The organism is Streptomyces sp. RG80 (assembly GCF_040446465.1).
GTDB lineage: Bacteria > Actinomycetota > Actinomycetes > Streptomycetales > Streptomycetaceae > Streptomyces.
This window is the reverse complement of sequence record NZ_JBEAAJ010000001.1, coordinates 714204-733170: the sequence shown is the minus strand read 5'-3', so window position 1 is coordinate 733170 and position 18967 is coordinate 714204. Positions and strand designations below refer to the sequence as shown.

Annotated in this window: 17 protein-coding genes and 1 riboswitch; of the genes, 10 read left to right on the top strand and 7 right to left on the bottom strand. The window is 68.8% G+C overall.

Features of this window, described 5'->3' with window-relative positions:
* Positions 1 to 36: 36 nt before the first annotated feature.
* The 4 genes from ABKA17_RS03375 to ABKA17_RS03360 form a co-directional block, all read right to left on the bottom strand.
* A complete protein-coding gene (locus tag ABKA17_RS03375) occupies positions 37 to 1527 on the bottom strand; it encodes a glycoside hydrolase family 3 protein (protein WP_353690290.1) in 1491 nt (496 codons plus the stop codon).
* A gap of 9 nt (positions 1528 to 1536) precedes the next feature.
* Entirely contained in the window at positions 1537 to 2379 is an 843-nt protein-coding gene (locus tag ABKA17_RS03370; protein WP_502994113.1) for a carbohydrate ABC transporter permease, read from the bottom strand.
* A gap of 5 nt (positions 2380 to 2384) precedes the next feature.
* The gene (locus ABKA17_RS03365; protein WP_353690288.1) at positions 2385 to 3371 is read right to left on the bottom strand and encodes a carbohydrate ABC transporter permease; all 987 of its coding nucleotides are present in this window, start codon (positions 3369 to 3371) and stop codon (positions 2385 to 2387) included.
* 76 nt (positions 3372 to 3447) lie between these two features.
* Entirely contained in the window at positions 3448 to 4731 is a 1284-nt protein-coding gene (locus tag ABKA17_RS03360) for an extracellular solute-binding protein (protein ID WP_353690287.1), read from the bottom strand.
* Between the two features lie 307 nt (positions 4732 to 5038).
* On the opposite strand from ABKA17_RS03360, the gene ABKA17_RS03355 reads away from it, so the two are divergent.
* The 9 genes from ABKA17_RS03355 (at position 5039) to ABKA17_RS03315 (ending at position 15052) form a co-directional block, all read left to right on the top strand.
* A complete protein-coding gene (locus tag ABKA17_RS03355) occupies positions 5039 to 5803 on the top strand; it encodes a GntR family transcriptional regulator (protein WP_353690286.1) in 765 nt (254 codons plus the stop codon).
* A gap of 166 nt (positions 5804 to 5969) precedes the next feature.
* The gene (locus tag ABKA17_RS03350; protein ID WP_353690285.1) at positions 5970 to 8108 is read left to right on the top strand and encodes a carbon starvation CstA family protein; all 2139 of its coding nucleotides are present in this window, start codon (positions 5970 to 5972) and stop codon (positions 8106 to 8108) included.
* Positions 8080 to 8280, top strand: coding sequence for a CstA-like transporter-associated (seleno)protein (locus ABKA17_RS03345; protein WP_046260443.1), 201 nt, complete (start codon positions 8080 to 8082; stop codon positions 8278 to 8280). The genes ABKA17_RS03350 and ABKA17_RS03345 overlap by 29 nt, the downstream gene beginning before the upstream one ends.
* Positions 8281 to 8430: 150 nt before the next feature.
* Complete coding sequence (locus tag ABKA17_RS03340) at positions 8431 to 8688, top strand: DUF3311 domain-containing protein (protein WP_353690284.1); 258 nt, start codon at positions 8431 to 8433, stop codon at positions 8686 to 8688.
* Positions 8685 to 10295, top strand: a complete 1611-nt coding sequence (mctP, locus tag ABKA17_RS03335; protein ID WP_353690283.1) for a monocarboxylate uptake permease MctP — start codon at positions 8685 to 8687, stop codon at positions 10293 to 10295. Before ABKA17_RS03340 ends, mctP begins: the two co-directional genes overlap by 4 nt.
* 73 nt (positions 10296 to 10368) lie before the next feature.
* On the top strand, positions 10369 to 10875 hold the full coding sequence (locus ABKA17_RS03330) for a GNAT family N-acetyltransferase (protein ID WP_353690282.1): 507 nt from the start codon (positions 10369 to 10371) through the stop codon (positions 10873 to 10875).
* A gap of 62 nt (positions 10876 to 10937) precedes the next feature.
* A riboswitch (cobalamin riboswitch) is annotated at positions 10938 to 11078 on the top strand.
* A gap of 123 nt (positions 11079 to 11201) precedes the next feature.
* Complete coding sequence (locus ABKA17_RS03325; protein WP_353690281.1) at positions 11202 to 13553, top strand: ribonucleoside-diphosphate reductase subunit alpha; 2352 nt, start codon at positions 11202 to 11204, stop codon at positions 13551 to 13553.
* The gene (locus ABKA17_RS03320) at positions 13553 to 14560 is read left to right on the top strand and encodes a ribonucleotide-diphosphate reductase subunit beta (protein WP_353690280.1); all 1008 of its coding nucleotides are present in this window, start codon (positions 13553 to 13555) and stop codon (positions 14558 to 14560) included. The genes ABKA17_RS03325 and ABKA17_RS03320 overlap by 1 nt, the downstream gene beginning before the upstream one ends.
* 60 nt (positions 14561 to 14620) lie before the next feature.
* The gene (locus tag ABKA17_RS03315) at positions 14621 to 15052 is read left to right on the top strand and encodes a hypothetical protein (RefSeq protein WP_353690279.1); all 432 of its coding nucleotides are present in this window, start codon (positions 14621 to 14623) and stop codon (positions 15050 to 15052) included.
* Here the strand turns inward: ABKA17_RS03315 and ABKA17_RS03310 are convergent.
* Positions 15019 to 15195, bottom strand: a complete 177-nt coding sequence (locus tag ABKA17_RS03310) for a hypothetical protein (protein WP_353690278.1) — start codon at positions 15193 to 15195, stop codon at positions 15019 to 15021. The two genes, ABKA17_RS03315 and ABKA17_RS03310, sit on opposite strands and share 34 nt — an antisense overlap.
* Before the next feature lie 92 nt (positions 15196 to 15287).
* Here ABKA17_RS03310 and ABKA17_RS03305 point away from each other — a divergent pair, with 92 nt between their 5' ends.
* Positions 15288 to 16253, top strand: coding sequence for a helix-turn-helix domain-containing protein (locus tag ABKA17_RS03305; RefSeq protein WP_353690277.1), 966 nt, complete (start codon positions 15288 to 15290; stop codon positions 16251 to 16253).
* 3 nt (positions 16254 to 16256) lie between these two features.
* Here the strand turns inward: ABKA17_RS03305 and ABKA17_RS03300 are convergent, their stop codons facing one another.
* Positions 16257 to 17633, bottom strand: coding sequence for a bifunctional albaflavenone monooxygenase/terpene synthase (locus tag ABKA17_RS03300; protein WP_353690276.1), 1377 nt, complete (start codon positions 17631 to 17633; stop codon positions 16257 to 16259).
* Positions 17630 to 18715, bottom strand: a complete 1086-nt coding sequence (gene cyc1 / locus ABKA17_RS03295; RefSeq protein ID WP_353690275.1) for an epi-isozizaene synthase — start codon at positions 18713 to 18715, stop codon at positions 17630 to 17632. Before cyc1 ends, ABKA17_RS03300 begins: the two co-directional genes overlap by 4 nt.
* Positions 18716 to 18967 lie beyond the last annotated feature (252 nt).

Below are 18967 nucleotides of genomic sequence, written 5' to 3'. Positions count from 1 at the left end.
CCCCGGAGGGGACCGGCGCCTGTCGTGTCGTATCCGCTACTCCCCCGCGATGACCTCCGCCGCCGCCCGGCCGCAGACCCTCGCCGCGCCGTGCGTCGCGATGTGCAGGGTGCCGCGCGGTGGGGCCTGGGGGACGCCCATCTCGACCACGATCGTGTCGGGACGGCTGCGCAGGACGCTGTCCAGGGCCGCCGTCATCCAGGGGTGCCGGTGCTCGTCGCGGACCACGGCGACGATACGGCGGGGGCCCGCCGCGGCGAGGGCGGCCATGCCGGCGCCCTCCTCGACGAAGCTGCCGGTCTCCGTGCCGGGCAGGAGGCGGGACAGTTCCGCGGCCACGCCCCACGGGGTCTCGTCGCCCACCGCGAAGTTGGCGACCGGGGTGAGGGCGGCGACATAGGGCGCCTCGGTGAGCGGGGTGAAGTCGCCGGCCCCTGTCAGCCGCACCGCCCGGCGGGCCGCTCGCAGGCCCACCTCCGGGTCCGCCGCCGCCTCCGGGTCGGCCACCGCCGCGGCCGCCGTCCAGCGGGCCAGGGAGCGTACGCGGTCCGCCGCGTCCGCGAGGCGCTCCTCGGGGAGTTCGCCCGAGCGGACCGCCGAGACCAGCGCGTCGCGCAGGCGTCGTACCGTCTCGTCGTCGGCGAGGCCGCCGCCCACGCAGATCGCGTCGGCGCCGGCGGCGATCGCGAGGACGCTGCCGCGCTCGATGCCGTAGGTGCCGGCGATGGCCTGCATCTCCATGCCGTCGGTGACGATCAGGCCTTCGTAGCCGAGTTCGCCGCGCAGGAGGTCGGTCAGCACCTTGTGGGACAACGTCGCCGGGCGGTCGGGGTCCAGGGCCGGGACCAGGATGTGGGCGCTCATCACCGCGCGGGTGCCGGCGGCGATCGCGGCGCGGAACGGGGACAGTTCGCGTTCCAGGAGGACCGCGGCGTCCGCGTCGATGCGGGGCAGGGCGTGGTGGGAGTCGACGGCCGTGTCGCCGTGGCCCGGGAAGTGCTTGGTGCAGGCGGCGACCCCGGCCGACTGGAGGCCGGTGACGTAGGCCGCGGTGTGCCGGGCGACCAGGTCCGCGGAGGCGCCGAAGGAGCGGACGCCGATCACGGGGTTCGAGGGGTTGGAGTTCACGTCGGCGGACGGGGCCCAGTTGAGGTTGACCCCGCAGGCGGCGAGGCGGCGGCCCAGTTCGGAGGCGACCTCGCGCGTGAGGTCCACGTCGTCCACCGCGCCCAGCGCGTGGTTGCCCGGGAAGGAGGAGCCGGTGCGCACCTCCAGTCGGGTCACGTCACCGCCCTCCTCGTCGATGGCGACCAGGACGTCGTCGCGTTCGGCGCGCAACTGGGCCGTGAGGGCGGCCAGTTGGTCCGGGGTGGCGATGTTGCGGCCGAACAGGCCGACCGAGGCGAGCCCCTCCCCCAGGCGGCGCAGCAGCCAGTCGGGGGCGGTGGTGCCGGTGAAGCCGGGCTGGAGGACGGTCAGGGCGTCACGGGTCAGCGTGTCGGTGCTGCCGCTGGTGAAAGTCGTCATCGGGTGGCGTTATCCCTTCACCGCGCCCGCGGTCAGGCCCGCGGCCATCTTGCGCTGGACGAGCAGGAACAGGACGACGATCGGCACGGCCATCAGGGTGGAGCCGGCCATCATCGGGGCGTATTCGGTGCCGTGCTTGGTGGTGAAGTTGCCCAGCCACACGGTCGCGGTCTGGTTCTCCTGGCTGAGCAGCATGAGGGCGTAGAGGTACTCGTTCCAGGCCTGGATGAAGCCGTAGACCGAGGTGGCGACCATGCCGGGGGCGAGGAGGGGGAAGACCACGCGGATGAAGGCGGTGGTGCGGGAGCAGCCGTCCACCATCGCCGCCTCCTCCAGCTCCTTCGGGATGTTGACGATGAAGCCGCGCAGCGTCCACACCGTGAAGGGGAGGATGAAGGTCAGGTAGGTGAGGACCAGGCCGGACAGCTTGTCGTACTGGCCAAGGTCGTTGAGGAGCAGGAAGACCGGGATGATCATCGCGACCAGCGGGACCATCTGGACCGCCAGGATGCCGACGATCACGATCTTCCGGCCGCGGAAGGCGAACCGGGAGATGGCGAGCGCGGCCAGCAGACCGATGACGACGCCGATCGCCACCACCGAGAGGGACACGATCAGGCTGCGGCCGACCGGGCCCCAGAAGTCGGCGATGTTCAGCGCCCGGTCGAAGTTCGAGAACGTGATGCCGGTGGGCAGCAGGCTCGGGTCCGGGTCGATGGCGTCCTTGGCCGGCTTGAACGCCGTGTTGAGCATCCAGTAGACGGGGAAGCCGGCGGTGACGAACACCAGGAGTCCGAGGAGGTTCCAGCCGAGCTTGGACCTGCCCCGCCCCTGCGCGGTCGCCGTACTCATGGCACTCATTCGACTTCCCCGATCTTCAGCATCTGGCGCATGTAGACCGCGACCACGCCGAGCAGGAGCAGCACGGTGAGCAGGGCGATCGCCGAGCCCTGGGCGTAGTCGTTGACCACGAAGGCACGGTCGTAGGAGTACGTGGTGAGGAGCTGGAACTCGGCCTCGGGATGCCCGTTGCGCATCACGAAGACCTGCGGGAAGACGCCCATGTCCCAGATGACCGACAGGGTCGTGAGCATCACGATGATCGGCTTGAGGATGGGGAGGGTGACGAACCGGAAGACGCCCCAGGCGCCCGCGCCGTCGAGGCGGGCCGCCTCCTCCAGCTCGGCCGGGACCTGGGTGAGTCCGGCGCTGAGGGTGATGACGACGAAGGGGACGGCTCCCCAGACCACCAGGAGCATGATCACGGCCAGGCCCTGCGGTCCGCTGGCGAACCAGTTGTGGCCGACCATCTCGACCCCGGGGAGCTTGCTGAGCAGCGCGTTGAGGATGCCGTAGTCCGCGTCGAACAGCCACTTGAAGACGGTCGTGGCGACGATGATCGGCATGCCCCAGCTGGCCACCAGCGCGATGTTGACGAGGGTCTTCACCCAGCCGGAGACCCGCTGGAGCAGCAGCGCGATCAGCATGCCGGCGACCATCGTGAAGATGACGCAGCCGGCCGCGAAGACGATCGTGCGGACGACGACCGCCCAGAACTCGCTGTCGCCCAGCACCTTGGTGAAGTTGTCGAACCCGACCGACTCGGCCGGCTGGAAGCCCCACAGCTGGGACTGCCCGAACTTCTGGAAGGACAGCGTGACCAGGCGGACCAGCGGATAGCCGAGGACGAGCGCCAGGATCAGCAGGCAGGGGGCGAGCAGCAGCCAGGGCGTCCCGGCGCCCGAACCCCGGCCTCTGGATGGCTTCTTCGCCACGGCCGGCGCCGGCGGTGGCGACTGCCGCGTCGGCGGCACTTTGGCAGTGGTCGTGTCTGCGGCACTCATCCGCGCGCTCCTCAGCGGTCCCTCAGGTCGTACGAGAAGCAGGGCCCCGTCACGCTCGACGGGGCCCCGCCGGTGGTCACTTGGTGTTGATGACCTCGTCGATCGCGGCGTCCGCTTCCTTCGCGGCGTCCTCGACCGACTTCTTGCCGGTGCCGATGGACTGGAGCATGGTCTGGAGGACCTGGGCCTTCTCGACCTGGCCCCAGCCCGGCGCCATGGGCACGAACCAGTTGGACTCGGCCGCGGTGGCCGGGACCGCCGTCGCCGGGTCGTTCTTCAGGGTGGCGAGGTCGGTCTTGTTGTTGGGCAGGTTGCCCTTGGCCATCAGGCCCTTCTGGCCGGTGGAGCCGGTGAAGGCGTTGATCCACTCGGCGGCGACGGCCTGCGCGTCGGACTTGGTCGGGACGGCGAGGTCGGAGCCGCCGAGGAAGACCGGGAGGTTCTTGCCGGACGGGCCGGGCATCACGAAGTTCTCGACGTGGTTCGCGAGCTTGCCGGTCTTGTCGTTCTCCTTGGCCGCGGCGGTCGCGCCCTCCCAGGCGGGGGCGAAGATCATGCCGGACTTGCCCTGGCCGTAGACGATGTAGCGGTCGGACTCGTCCTTGGTCTTGTCGCCGTGCATGTACTTGTCGACGACGTTCTGGAACGCCTTGAGGCCCTTGATGGACTCGGGCGAGGAGAGGTTGGCCTTCCACTGGCCGCCGGACTCGACGGCGATGGAGCCGCCGGCGTCGTAGACGAAGGACATGGCCGCGTACCAGTCACGGGTGGGCTGGTACCAGGCGCTGAACTTGTCGCCCTCCTTCTTCTGGACCTTGTCCAGGGCGGAGGTGAGCTCGGCGTAGGTCTTCGGGGCGGACTTGACGCCGACCGAGGCGAAGAGGTCCTTGCGCCAGTTGGCGACGCGGCCACCGGCGTAGTAGGGGACGCCGTAGGTCTTGCCGTCGTAGGTCACCGAGGCCTTGAGGCCGTCGAGCCAGGCGCCGGAGTTGTCGAACTTGGCCGCGTCGACGGGGGCGAAGGCACCCTTGACCATGTAGCCGAGCATCTCGGTGTTGCCCATCTCGACCACGTCGGGGGCCTTGTCGGTGGCGAGGACCGCGTCGAGCTTGGCGTTCTTGTCCGGCCAGCCGTAGTACTCGTGCTTGATCTTGATGCCGGGGTGCTTCTTGGTCACCGCCGCGTCGGCGGCCTTGACCAGCTCGGGCCAGTTGTTCTGCGCGTCCACGGTGAGCCAGACGGTCAGTTCCTTGGCGTCGGCGCCGCTGTTGTCCGAGCTTCCGCTGTCACTGTCGCCACACGCCGCGATGGAGACCATCATGCCCGCGATACCGATCGCGGCTATCAGCTTGCGCTTCACGCCACCCTCCTCAGGGATGCCCACACCCCCCACCCATGGAGCTGGGATCTGGACCAATGGTGTAGACCAGTACCGGGAGCTTGGCCCAGACCACGGGACCTGTCAAGGGTGGTCGAATACGCCCTGACCAGCCGTTATGCGACCTACATATGCAGGAACCTTTAAGTAAGAAGGCAGCGAAAAGGCCGCCGCCGGAGTACTCTCGTCCGCTAGACCACTTACCTCTGTGGACTAGACCAAAAGAGGCGGCGACGGTATACAGAAGGGATCACGAGGTGACCCGCATCCGGAGCCGGGAAGGCAGACCATGAGCACCGACGTCAGCAGTGCTGAGAACGAGGGCGGGGCGGGCGTCCGTACCGCGCGCGTGCCCAAGTACTACCGTCTGAAGAAGCACCTGCTCGACATGACGGAGACCCAGTCGCCCGGCACCCCGGTACCACCCGAGCGCACGCTCGCCGCCGAGTTCGACACCTCGCGCACCACCGTCCGCCAGGCCCTCCAGGAGCTCGTCGTCGAGGGCCGCCTGGAGCGCATCCAGGGCAAGGGCACCTTCGTCGCCAAGCCGAAGGTCTCCCAGGCGCTCCAACTCACCTCGTACACCGAGGACATGCGGGCCCAGGGCCTCGAACCCACCTCGCAGCTCCTGGACATCGGCTACATCACCGCCGATGACCGCCTCGCCGAGCTCCTCGACATCACCGCCGGCGGCCGGGTGCTGCGCATCGAGCGGCTGCGCATGGCGAACGCCGAGCCGATGGCCATCGAGACGACCCACCTGAGCGCCAAGCGCTTCCCTGCCCTCCGGCGCAGTCTCGTGAAGTACACGTCCCTCTACACGGCGTTGGCCGAGGTCTACGACGTCCATCTCGCCGAGGCCGAGGAGACCATCGAGACCTCGCTGGCCACCCCGCGCGAGGCCGGCCTCCTCGGCACCGACGTGGGCCTGCCCATGCTGATGCTGTCCCGGCACTCCTTCGACAAGAAGGGCGAGCCGGTGGAGTGGGTGCGATCGGTGTACCGCGGGGACCGGTACAAGTTCGTGGCACGCCTGAAAAGGCCGGTTGACTAGGAGCGCCCGAAGGGGCGCGGGGAACTGCGCGACCAGCCACGACGAGGCCGCAGCCGCACGACGGCCCCACGGTCCCCCCAGCGGAGCGTTACCGCTCGCGGTGTAGCGCAACCGGCGCTCCTGCTCTACGGTCCTCCCGTCTCCGTATGGACGGGAGGACCGCGCTGTGCGTACCGCGAACGTCCGAACCATCGCCATCTGGACCCTTGTCGCATTGATCGGCGCCACCGGCTGGGCCGTGCTCGCGCTCTCCCGCGGTGAGGACGTCTCCGCCGCCTGGATGGTCGCGGCGGCCCTCGGCACCTACGCCATCGCGTACCGCTTCTACGCGAAGTTCATCGCGTACAAGGTCCTCAAGGTCGACGGGACCCGGGCCACCCCCGCCGAACGCCTCGACAACGGCATCGACTTCCACCCCACCGACCGCCGCGTCCTGCTCGGCCACCACTTCGCCGCGATCGCCGGCGCCGGACCGCTCGTCGGACCCGTACTGGCCGCGCAGATGGGCTATCTGCCGGGCACGATCTGGATCATCGCGGGCGTCGTCTTCGCGGGCGCCGTCCAGGACATGGTGGTGCTGTTCTTCTCGACCCGGCGCGACGGGCGCTCCCTCGGCCAGATGGCGCGCGAGGAGATCGGCCCGTTCGGCGGCGCGGCGGCGCTCATCGCCGCGTTCGCCATCATGATCATCCTGCTCGGGGTGCTGGCCCTGGTCATCGTCAACGCCCTCGCGCAGTCGCCCTGGGGCACCTTCTCCATCGCGATGACCATCCCGATCGCCCTGCTGATGGGCTTCTACCTGCGCGTCCTGCGCCCCGGCCGGGTCGCCGAGGTCTCGCTCATCGGCGTGGCGCTGCTGCTGTTCGCGCTGATCGCGGGGCGCTGGGTCGCCGAGTCCTCCTGGGCCGACACCTTCACCCTCGCGCCCTCGACACTGGTCGTCTGGCTGGTGGCGTACGGCTTCATCGCCTCGATCCTGCCGGTGTGGATGCTGCTCGCGCCGCGCGACTACCTCTCCACCTTCATGAAGATCGGCACGATCTTCCTGCTCGCGCTCGGCGTGGTCGTCGCGCTGCCGACGCTGAAGATGGACCCGGTGACGGACTTCGCCTCACGCGGCAACGGCCCGGTCTTCGCGGGCTCGCTCTTCCCCTTCGTCTTCATCACCATCGCCTGCGGCGCGCTGTCCGGCTTCCACTCGCTCATCTCGAGCGGTACGACGCCGAAGATGATCCAGAAGGAGACGCAGGTCCGCATGATCGGCTACGGCTCCATGCTGATGGAGTCGTCCGTCGCCGTGATGGCGCTGGTCGCGGCGAGCATCATCGACCCGGGCCTGTACTTCGCGATGAACGCGCCCTCCGGGGCGATCGGCACCACCGTGCAGGAGGCCTCGCGGGTGGTGACCGGGTGGGGCTACGCCATCTCCCCCGACGACCTCGCGCGGGCTGCCGAACGGGTCGAGGAGTCCTCCCTGCTGTCCAGGACCGGTGGTGCGCCGACCCTGGCCATCGGGGTCTCGGAGATCTTCTCCAAGGTCACCGGCGGGAGCCTCAGGGCCTTCTGGTATCACTTCGCGATCATGTTCGAGGCGCTGTTCATCCTGACCGCGCTCGACGCCGGCACGCGCGTGGGCCGGTTCATGCTCCAGGACATGCTGGGCAACGTCATCAAGCCCTTCAGGAACATCAGCTGGAAGCCCGGCCTGGTCATCACCAGCGCGATCGTGTGCGGACTGTGGGGGTACTTCCTCTGGGTCGGCGTCCACGAACCGCTCGGCGGGATCAACCAGCTCTTCCCGATCTTCGGCATCTCCAACCAGCTCCTCGCGGCCGTCGCCCTCGCCGTCTGCACCACCCTGCTGGTGAAGTCCGGACGCCTCAAGTGGGCCTGGATCACCGGGATCCCGCTCGCCTGGGACGCCACGGTCACCCTGACCGCGAGCTGGCAGAAGGTGTTCTCCAGCGACCCCAAGGTCGGCTTCTTCAAGCAGCGCCAGGTCTTCCAGGACGCCATCGACCGGGGCGAGGTGCTGCCGCCCGCCAAGAGCATGGACGACATGCGCACCGTGGTCACCAACTCCACCGTGGACGGCGTCCTCACCGCCGTCCTCGCCCTGCTGATCGTGGTGGTCATCGCCGACGCCCTGCGGGTCTGCGTCCGGCACGTACGCCGCCCCGCGCTCTCCTCGCTCAGCGAGTCGCCGTACGTCGAATCGAGGATCGTCGCCCCGGCCGGGCTGATCCCGACCCGGCAGGAGAAGGAGGAGGCACGCCATGAGGTCGGCACTTCGGCGGGCCCTTAGGGGCGTGCGCTGGTACGTCCGCGAGCTGACCGACGAGTCGGCGTACGACCGCTATGTCGCGCACGTCCGCCGGGACCACCCACAGGCGGACGTGCCGACCCGGCGGGCGTTCGAACGGATGCGGACGGACCGCCAGGAGGCGGACCCGCGCCAGGGGTTCCGCTGCTGCTGACACCGATGTCGGACTCGATGCCGGACCCGATGCCGGACCTTCACCGAATCGACATACCGATATGCGGACGAGGTCTTCCACTCCTGTCACACCGTGACCTAGATTGCCTGCGCGTTACACGGTGATCAGTGAGGGGATCGGAGCCGCCGTATGTCATCAGAATCGCCCGAGGCCAGACCACCGGTGGTGACACCGGTCCGGGTGGTCATCGCCCTGTGCCTCTTCGCGCCCTTCGTGGCGATGCTGTGGGTGGGCTCCTATGCGAAGGTCGACCCGACCCTCGCGGGCATCCCGTTCTTCTACTGGTACCAGATGCTCTGGGTGCTCGTCTCCACGGCACTGACGATGATCGCGTACAAGCTGTGGCAGCGTGACCAGCGCGCCCGCAAGGGGGGTGGCGCGAAGTGAAGAACGACGTGAACGGCGTGGCACTCGCCGTCTTCATCTTCTTCTTCCTGGCCGTCACGGTCATGGGCTTCCTGGCCTCGCGCTGGCGCAAGGCCGAGAACGAGCACACCCTGGACGAATGGGGCCTGGGCGGCCGCTCGTTCGGCACCTGGATCACCTGGTTCCTGCTCGGCGGCGACCTCTACACGGCGTACACCTTCGTCGCCGTCCCCGCGGCGATCTACGCGGCGGGCGCGGCCGGCTTCTTCGCGGTGCCGTACACGATCCTCGTCTACCCGCTGATCTTCACCTTCCTGCCCCGCCTCTGGTCGGTCTCGCACAAGCACGGCTATGTGACGACCTCCGACTTCGTGCGCGGCCGCTGGGGCTCCAAGGGCCTGTCGCTCGCGGTCGCCGTCACCGGCATCCTGGCGACGATGCCGTACATCGCCCTCCAACTCGTCGGCATCCAGGCGGTGCTGGACGTGATGGGCGTCGGCGGTGGCGAGAACACCAACTGGTTCGTCAAGGACCTTCCGCTGCTGATCGCGTTCGGCGTGCTGGCGGCGTACACCTACTCCTCGGGGCTGCGCGCCCCGGCGATGATCGCGTTCGTGAAGGACACGCTGATCTACATCGTCATCGCGGTGGCGATCATCTACATCCCGATCAAGCTGGGCGGCTTCGACGAGATCTTCGGCGCGGCGAACGAGAAGTACACCGCCGCCAAGGCGGGCGGCCTGGTGCCGCCCGAGGCGGGCCAGTGGACGTACGCCACGCTGGCGTTGGGCTCGGCGCTCGCGCTGTTCATGTACCCGCACTCGATCACCGCGACGCTCTCCTCCCGCAGCCGTGAGGTGATCCGCCGCAACACCACGATCCTGCCGCTGTACTCGCTGATGCTGGGCCTGCTCGCGCTGCTCGGGTTCATGGCGATCGCGGCCGGAACCACGGTCACCAACCCCCAGTTGGCGATCCCGCAGCTCTTCGAGGACATGTTCCCGGACTGGTTCGCGGGCGTGGCCTTCGCGGCGATCGGCATCGGCGCGCTGGTGCCGGCGGCCATCATGTCCATCGCGGCCGCGAACCTCTTCACCCGCAACATCTACAAGGACTTCATCAAGCCGGACGCGACGCCCCAGCAGGAGACCAAGATCTCCAAGCTGGTCTCGCTGCTGGTGAAGGTGGGCGCGCTGGTCTTCGTCCTCACCATGGACAAGACGGTCGCCATCAACTTCCAGCTCCTGGGCGGCATCTGGATCCTCCAGACCTTCCCGGCCCTGGTCGGCGGCCTGTTCACCCGCTGGTTCCACCGCTGGGCACTGCTCGGCGGCTGGGCGGTCGGCATGCTCTACGGCACGCTCGCCGCGTACGGTGTGGCCTCCCCGACCCAGAAGCACTTCGGCGGCTCGTCGAAGGAGATCCCGGGCATCGGCGAGATCGGCTACATCGGCCTGACGGCCTTCGTCCTCAACGTCGTCGTCACGGTGGTCCTCACGTTCGTCCTGCGGGCGGCCAAGGCCCCCGAGGGCGTCGACGAGACCAAGCCCGAGGACTACACGGCGGACGCGGGCGACCCGGGCGTCGAGGTGGAGCTGCCGCCGGCGACGGCGGGCACTTCGCACTGAGGGTTGCGGTGACCAACGGGCCGTCGGGAAATCCGGCGGCCCGTCGTCGTGCCGGTCGGGCACACTCGCCCTCATGGACATCGAGATCCGGGCGGCGGACCCGACCGAATACGCCACCATCGGCGAGATCACGGCCCAGGCCTACCTCCTGGACGACCTCCTCGCCTTCGGCGAGAGCGACTGGTACCTCGGCGAGTTGAGGGACGTGGCCAAGCGCGCGGCCGCGGCCGAGGTCCTCGTGGCACTCCTCGGCGGCGAGCCCGTCGGCACCGTCACCTACGTCGGCTCGGCCGGCGGTCTCATGACCAACCTCGCCCGCCCCGGCGAGGCCGAGATCCGCATGCTCGCCGTCGCCCGGGCGGCCCGCGGCAGAGGCGCCGGGGAGGCCCTCGTACGCGCCTGCCTCGACCGCGCCAGGGCCACCGAGGACTGCACCGGCGTGGTGCTGTCGACCCAGCCGGTCATGCACGCCGCCCACCGCATCTACGAGCGCCTCGGCTTCGTCCGCGCCCCCGAGCGCGACTGGCGGCCGATCGAGGGCGACGACTTCACTCTCGTCACCTATGAGTTGACGTTCTGACACGCTCCGAAGTCACCTCGACACTACATCTGGGGGTGCCACCCGAACCCGGCACAAGATGTATGCTCATGCTCGCTGTCGCCGCAGGGGAATCCGGTGCGAATCCGGAACTGTCCCGCAACGGTGTACTCATGCGCGCATAGACGTATTTGTCCGCGCACGTGAGAGTCAGTCCGAGGACCTGTCGACAGTGTGCCCAGGCCGCCGTGGCCCGGGTGCCATGACGTCCGGGCCTCGTGGAGTGGGCCGGTGGACGCGACGCCCCGTGCGCTCGTGCTGCCCCCTGCCCTCCGCAAGGCCCCGTGCCGAGCGAGGGAGAGCCCCACGTGACCATCGCGCCAGCCGACCCGGCTTCAGTGACCCAGCTGGAGACCGACGGTCCCGGAACCGCGCTGCTGCGGACCCTGACCGAGCTGACCGCCGACCTCCCCGACGCCGACCCCGGACGGGTCGCCGCCGCCGCGCTGCGCGGCCGGTCCGCACGGGCCGACGAGTCGGAGCTGCGCGAACTGGCGACCGAGGCGGCCGCCGGTCTGATCTCCGAGGACCCGGCCTACTCCCGGCTGGCCGCCAGGCTGCTGACCATCAGCATCGCCGCCGAGGCCGCCTCCCAGGGCGTCACGACGTTCACCGAGTCGGTCGCGGTCGGCCACCGCGAGGGCCTGGTCGCCGACCGCACGGCGGAGTTCGTACGCGTGCACGCGGCCCGCCTCGACGCGCTGATCGACCCGGCCGGCGACGACCGCTTCGGCTACTTCGGCCTGCGCACCCTGCACAGCCGCTATCTGCTCCGGCACCCGATCACCCGCCAGGTCATCGAGACACCCCAGCACTTCATGCTGCGCGTGGCGTCCGGCCTCGCCGAGGACGACACCAGCCGTTCGGTGGACGAAGTCGCCGCGCTCTACGGGCTCATGAGCCGCCTCGACTACCTCCCGTCCTCCCCCACCCTCTTCAACTCCGGCACCCGGCACCCCCAGATGTCGTCCTGCTACCTCCTCGACTCCCCGCTCGACGAGCTGGACTCCATCTACGACCGCTACCACCAGGTGGCACGGCTGTCGAAGCACGCCGGTGGCATCGGACTGTCGTACAGCAGGATTCGTTCTCGCGGCTCCCTCATCCGCGGCACCAACGGGCACTCCAACGGCATCGTCCCGTTCCTGAAGACCCTCGACGCCTCGGTGGCCGCCGTGAACCAGGGCGGCCGGCGCAAGGGCGCGGCCGCGGTCTACCTGGAGACCTGGCACTCCGACATCGAGGAGTTCCTGGAGCTGCGGGACAACACCGGTGAGGACGCCCGGCGTACGCACAACCTGAACCTCGCGCACTGGATCCCGGACGAGTTCATGCGCCGCGTGAACGCCGACGCCGAGTGGTCCCTCTTCTCCCCCGCCGACGTGCCCGAGCTGGTCGACCTGTGGGGCGAGGAGTTCGACGCGGCGTACCGCAAGGCGGAGGCGAACGGCCTCGCCAGGAAGACCATCCCGGCCCGTGACCTCTACGGCCGCATGATGCGCACCCTCGCGCAGACCGGCAACGGCTGGATGACCTTCAAGGACGCCGCCAACCGCACCGCCAACCAGACGGCCGAGGCGGGCCATGTCGTCCACTCGTCCAACCTGTGCACGGAGATCCTGGAGGTGACCGACGACGGGGAGACGGCGGTCTGCAACCTGGGCTCGGTGAACCTGGGCGCGTTCGTGGTCGGTCAGGAGATCGACTGGGAGCGGCTGGACGAGACCGTCCGCACGGCCGTCACCTTCCTGGACCGGGTCGTCGACATCAACTTCTACCCGACCGAGCAGGCGGGCCGTTCCAACTCCCGCTGGCGCCCGGTGGGCCTGGGCGCGATGGGCCTCCAGGACGTCTTCTTCAAGCTGCGCCTGCCCTTCGACTCGCCCGAGGCCAAGGCCCTCTCCACGCGGATCGCCGAGCGCATCATGCTCGCCGCGTACGAGGCCTCCGCCGACCTCGCCGAGCGCAACGGTCCGCTGCCGGCCTGGGAGAAGACCCGCACCGCGCGGGGCGTCCTGCACCCCGACCACTACGGCGTCGAACTGACCTGGCCGGAGCGCTGGGCGGCACTGCGCGAGCGGATCGCGACGGTCGGCATGCGCAACAGCCTCCTCCTCGCCATCGCCCCCACCGCGACCATCGCCTCGATCGCCGGCGTCTACGAGTGCATCGAGCCGCAGGTCTCGAACCTCTTCAAGCGCGAGACGCTGTCCGGCGAGTTCCTCCAGGTCAACTCCTACCTGGTGGCCGAGCTGAAGAAGCTCGGCGTCTGGGACGCGCAGACCCGGGAGGCGCTGCGCGAGTCCAACGGCTCGGTGCAGGGCTTCACCTGGGTCCCGCAGGACGTCCGCGACCTGTACCGCACGGCGTGGGAGATCCCGCAGCGCGGCCTGATCGACATGGCGGCGGACCGGACCCCGTTCCTCGACCAGTCGCAGTCCCTGAACCTGTTCCTGGAGACGCCGACCATCGGCAAGCTCTCCTCGATGTACGCGTACGCCTGGAAGCAGGGCCTGAAGACGACGTACTACCTGCGCTCGCGCCCGGCGACGAGGATCGCCCGCGCGGCCCAAGCCACTGTCCCCGTACAGCAGGCCGCCGACCCCGAGGCCGTCGCCTGCTCCCTGGAAAACCCCGAGTCCTGCGAGGCCTGCCAGTAATGCCCAACCAGAACCTGCTCGACCCCGGCTTCGAGCTGACTCTGCGCCCCATGCGCTACCCGGACTTCTACGAGCGCTACCGGGACGCCATCAAGAACACCTGGACCGTCGAGGAGGTCGACCTCCACTCGGACGTCGCCGACCTGGCGAAGCTGTCCGAGGGCGAGCAGCACATGATCGGCCGGCTGGTCGCGTTCTTCGCGACGGGCGACTCGATCGTGGCGAACAACCTGGTGCTGACCCTCTACAAGCACATCAACTCCCCCGAGGCACGGCTCTACTTGAGCCGCCAGCTCTTCGAGGAGGCCGTGCACGTCCAGTTCTATCTGACCCTCCTGGACACCTACCTCCCCGACCCGGAGGACCGCGCGGCCGCGTTCGCGGCGGTGGAGAACATCCCCTCCATCCGCGAGAAGGCCGAGTTCTGCTTCAAGTGGATGGACTCGGTCGAGAAGCTGGACCGCCTGGAGACCAAGGCCGACCGCCGCCGCTTCCTCCTCAACCTCATCTGCTTCGCGGCCTGCATCGAGGGCCTGTTCTTCTACGGCGCCTTCGCGTACGTCTACTGGTTCCGCAGCCGGGGCCTGCTGCACGGCCTGGCGACCGGCACCAACTGGGTGTTCCGGGACGAGACCATGCACATGTCCTTCGCGTTCGAGGTGGTCGACACCGTCCGCAAGGAGGAGCCGGAGCTCTTCGACGACGAGCTGCGCCAGCAGGTCACCGACATGCTGAAGGAGGCCGTCGAGGCCGAGCTCCAGTTCGGACGCGACCTGTGCGGCGACGGCCTGCCGGGCATGAACACCGAGTCCATGCGGCAGTACCTCGAGTGCGTCGCCGACCAGCGCCTCGCCCGCCTCGGCTTCGCCCCGATCTACGGCTCCGAGAACCCCTTCTCCTTCATGGAGCTCCAGGGCGTCCAGGAACTGACCAACTTCTTCGAGCGCCGCCCGTCCGCGTACCAGGTCGCCGTGGAGGGCACGGTCGACCTGGACGAGGACTTCTGACCGTAGGTCGTGGATCCCTCCTCGCCGCTGTTACGTCAGAGCGGTGAGGAGGGATTCGTCATGCGCCGTACCACGACTCTCGTCGTCGCAGCCCTGCTGCTGGCCGGGTGCGGAACCCAGGCCGGCGGCGACAGCGACGCCGTGGCACCGTCCGACACCGTGTCGCCGTCGTCTTCCGGCTGTACGTCCGTATCGGAGCTGCACGCCTCCGACAGCGGCCGCACGGTGTGTCTGGCGGTGGGCGACACGGTCCGGGTCGCCCTGGACGGGGTGAAGAACAGGCCCTGGAAACCGGTCACCGCCGAGGGTCACGGGCTGGAGGCCGGCAACAGCGGCATCGTGCTGCTGCCGGGGGACGCGAACGCCGCGTTCGAGGCGGTGTCCAAGGGCACCGTCCGGCTCGCTTCGTCCCGCCCGCTGTGCGCCACGGAGCCCGGCCGGGTCGCGTGCCAGGGGATTCAGGAGTGGTGGGTCACCGTGGAGGTGAAGTAGCGCCGCTGCCGCTGCGTGTTGCGGATCTCGCGGTCGATCCGCCGGTCGCGGAGGATGCCGACCACTGCGGGGGCGACGAGCAGAACCAGGATTCCGAGAACGGTGAGCATTCCGATCAGTCCTTGTGTCTGTGCGGTAGTCATGACACCACTCTCGCGCCGGACGCTCCTTACAAACAGTGGCAGGACTGCCGCACACCCTCGATTTACTGCCATGTCCGAGGCACACTGGAAACATGCTGAAGAACGTGGTGGCTGTCCTGCTCGACGGTGTGCACCCCTTTGAACTGGGGGTGGTCTGCGAGGTGTTCGGCATCGATCGCAGTGACGAGGGACTGCCGACGTACGACTTCGCGGTGGCCTCCGCCGAGGGGCCCTCGCTCAGCACCCACGTCGGTGGCCTCACCGTGGGCACGCCGTACGGGCTGGAGCGGCTGGAGGAGGCCGATCTGATCGCCGTGCCGGCGGGGGCGGACTACGTCGTGCGCGACTATCCGCCCGAGCTGCTGGACGCGCTCACCAGGGCCGTGGACCGCGGTGCCCGGGTGCTCAGCGTCTGCTCCGGGGTCTTCGTGCTCGGCGCCGCGGGGCTGCTCGACGGGCGGCGGTGCAGTGTGCACTGGCGGCAGGCGGACGAGCTCGCCGTACGCAATCCGCGGGCGCTCATCGAGCCCGACGTGCTCTACGTCGACGAGGACCCGGTGATCACCTCCGCCGGTACCGCGGCCGGGATCGACGCCTGTCTGCACATCGTGCGCAAGGAGCAGGGACCCGAGGTCGCCAACAAGATCGCCCGGCGGATGGTCGTACCGCCGCACCGGGACGGCGGTCAGGCGCAGTACATCGAGCGGCCGCTGCCCAGCTCCCCGTGCGACACCGTCGGCGAGGTGCTGGTGTGGATGGAGCAGCACCTCGACGAGGAGGTCACCGTCGAGCAGCTCGCCGCCCGCGCCCTCATGTCCCCGCGCACCTTCGCCCGCCGCTTCCAGCAGGAGACCGGCACCACGCCGTACCGCTGGATCCTGCGCCAGCGCGTGCTGCTGGCCCAGCACCTGCTGGAGGCCACGGACGAGACGGTCGACGCGGTCGCGGGTCGAACGGGGTTCGGCACCGCGGCCGCACTGCGTCACCAGTTCGTACGGGCGCTGGGGACCACCCCGAACGCCTATCGGCGGGCGTTCAGGGGACCCGAGGCGGCCTGAGCCTCACCTCGCGATCGGCCGCAGCAGCAGTTTGTGCGGGCGCAGCGTGATGCCCACCCGGGTTCCGTCGTCGGAGCCCTTCACCTGCTCGAAGCGGTACCTGGTCGCGATGGCGGCCGTGATCAGCGACAGCTGCGCCATGGAGAAGTGGTCGCTCGGGCACTTGCGGTTGCCGACGCTGAAGGGGCTCATGGCGTATTTCGGCACCTCCTTGACCCGGTCCGGAAGCCAGCGGTCGGGGTCGAACTCCAGGTTGCCCTTGTACGACTTGGCGTCGCGCTGGATCGCGTACGGGCTGTAGACGATGTCGGCACCGGCCGGAATGCGGTACCCACCGAGTTCCGTGTCGGTGACCGCCCGGCGCGTCAATATCCACACGGCGGGGCGCAAACGCATGGCCTCGACGACGACATTGTTCGTGTGGGTGAGCGCCCGGACATCCTCGAATGCGACAGGACGGCCGCCCGTTACGGATTGCACCTCTTCGCACACCCTGTCCGCGTGTTCCGGGTGTTCCGCGAGCACTTGGAGCAGCCACATGATCGTGGAGGCCACCGTTTCACTGCCGGGGGTGAGTATGGCGACGACCTGGTCGTGGATCTCCTGTTCCCCGATGGGGTCGCCATTGTCGTCCTTCGCCTCCAGCAATGCCGTCAGCAAATCGTCCGGCTTTTGACCAGACGCACGGCGCTCGGCGACGATCTCGTCGACGAGGAGATGCAAATCGGCCAAGGCCGCGTTGAATTTGCGGTTGGGCGGCAGCGGCAGCTTGTACAGCGGTCCGAGGGGGACGACCATCCGTCGGTACATACCGCGGAAGACGGTGGCGAGCGCGACGCACAGCCGCTCGGCGCGCTCGTCCATGAAGTCGCCGCGCAGCAGACAGCGGGCCGCGATGCGCACGGCCACCCGGAAGGACTCCGAGGTGCAGTCGATGGTCTCGCCGGGCTGCCAGCGCTCGGTGAGTGCGTGCGCCTCCTCCTCCATGATCGGCCCGTACCCGGGGATCGCGTCCAGCCGGAACGCGGGCTGGATGGTGCGCCGCTGGCGCCGGTGCCGTGGGCCGTTGGCGGTGGCCACGCCCTCCTTGCCGAGCAGGCCCTCCAGGGACTGCCAGAGCGGGCCGTCGATGACGTAGTCGGGGTTGAGCGCCATGGCCCCGGTGAGGGCCGGCGTGGTGACGGCGTACACCGTCTTGGGGCCGAGCTTGAGGCGTACGACGTCGCCGTGGTCGCGGAGTGCGGACATGAAGGCCAGCGGGTCACGCAGCAGCCTCAGGCCGTGGCCGAGCAGGGGGACTCCCCCGCCCGCGAGCACCGGCTCACGCAGCCCGGAGGCCGGGGTCACCGGGGTCTCGGGCTTCACAGACTCGACGGTCATTTCTCACCTGCCGCTTCGTTGTTGACGTACGGGGGCGTGGACCGGTCGTCCCAGCTGTCGACCATGTAGCGGCCGGACTCGTGGTGGAACCAGTAGACGGTGCTGAACCAGTTGCGCATATTGCCGACACAGGCCCGCACGGCGGCGCTCAGGTCTTTTCCGCGCACCGTTCCGTCGTCGAGTGTTTCGGCCAACCGCAGGGCGGACTTCTCGGCGACGAGGAATTCGTCGACGCATTCCTCGACCCGTCGCCTGACTTCCACGACCGCCTGCTCGAGCGTCAGCCCCTCGTGTTTGATGAGGCTGATTCCGAGATTGTGGACCTCGTCGCCCGCTATTTCCTTCGGCAGCGAACAGAGGTCGTTGTACCAGGCGGCGAATTCCTGGCTCAGCAGTGCCGCCCGCCGATATGCCGGGTGTTTCCGCACCCGGTCCGGGAGTTCCCGGCCCGCGCTCGGCTCCAGCAGATCGGTCCAGATCCAGTGCGCGAAAGTGAGGCGGCGCAGTGCGAGGTATTCCTCGACGGTCGGCACGACGCCTTCGGTGCGATTGTGGAATTCCCGGTCGTACGCCTCGATCACCGTGTGGAAGTGCCGGGCGAACCGCGCGTTCCAGGTGCCGGGCAGGAACGCGTACAGCCGCACCATGGAGTCGGCGAACGCGGCGACCAGCGGGTCCTCGTGGTGCAGGTGCTCCTCGGGGGAGTCGAGTGCCGCGTGCAGCCGGTACCTGAGCCGGCGCCAGGCGGCGGGGCGGTGGTGGACGATGTCGCGGTCGTGCCGGTCGTCCCAGACGAAGAACCACGCGCTGTAGTCCGCTATCGCCTGGAGGACCTCGTCGGGGGCGCCCAGGTAGTAGCCCGCCATGAGGTCGGTGTAGCAAAGACCGTCGGCATATTCCTCCACCTTGTCCGCCGGCATGAGCCGCTTTTCCAGCAGCCAGGTGCGTGTCTTCTCCTGGAGCTGGGGCCAATACGAGTGGAGTTGCCGGGGAAACGCCGCCTCGATCACCGGGAGATGGAGCGACGGTGGGACCGCGATCGCTGTCGGTGTCGATGTGGTGCCGTGTGAGAAAGCATGCACGAACTAACCCCTCTCAGCCGCCAGTTGCGCACACCCCTCCCGCTGTGCCGGGCGTGCGCCGTTGCGTATCCCCGCACTTCCCATTCAGCACCACAACTGACCGATCTGGGAACGGATTTGCACCATTCACTACCCCACAGTGCCGAGAATCTCCCCTTGTGTGACTGATTCTGGATCACTAAGGGAGCACATCCGATCGAACGTGCGACGGACAGGCGAACGGCGCCTGGTCAGCGAGGGGAACCTGAACAG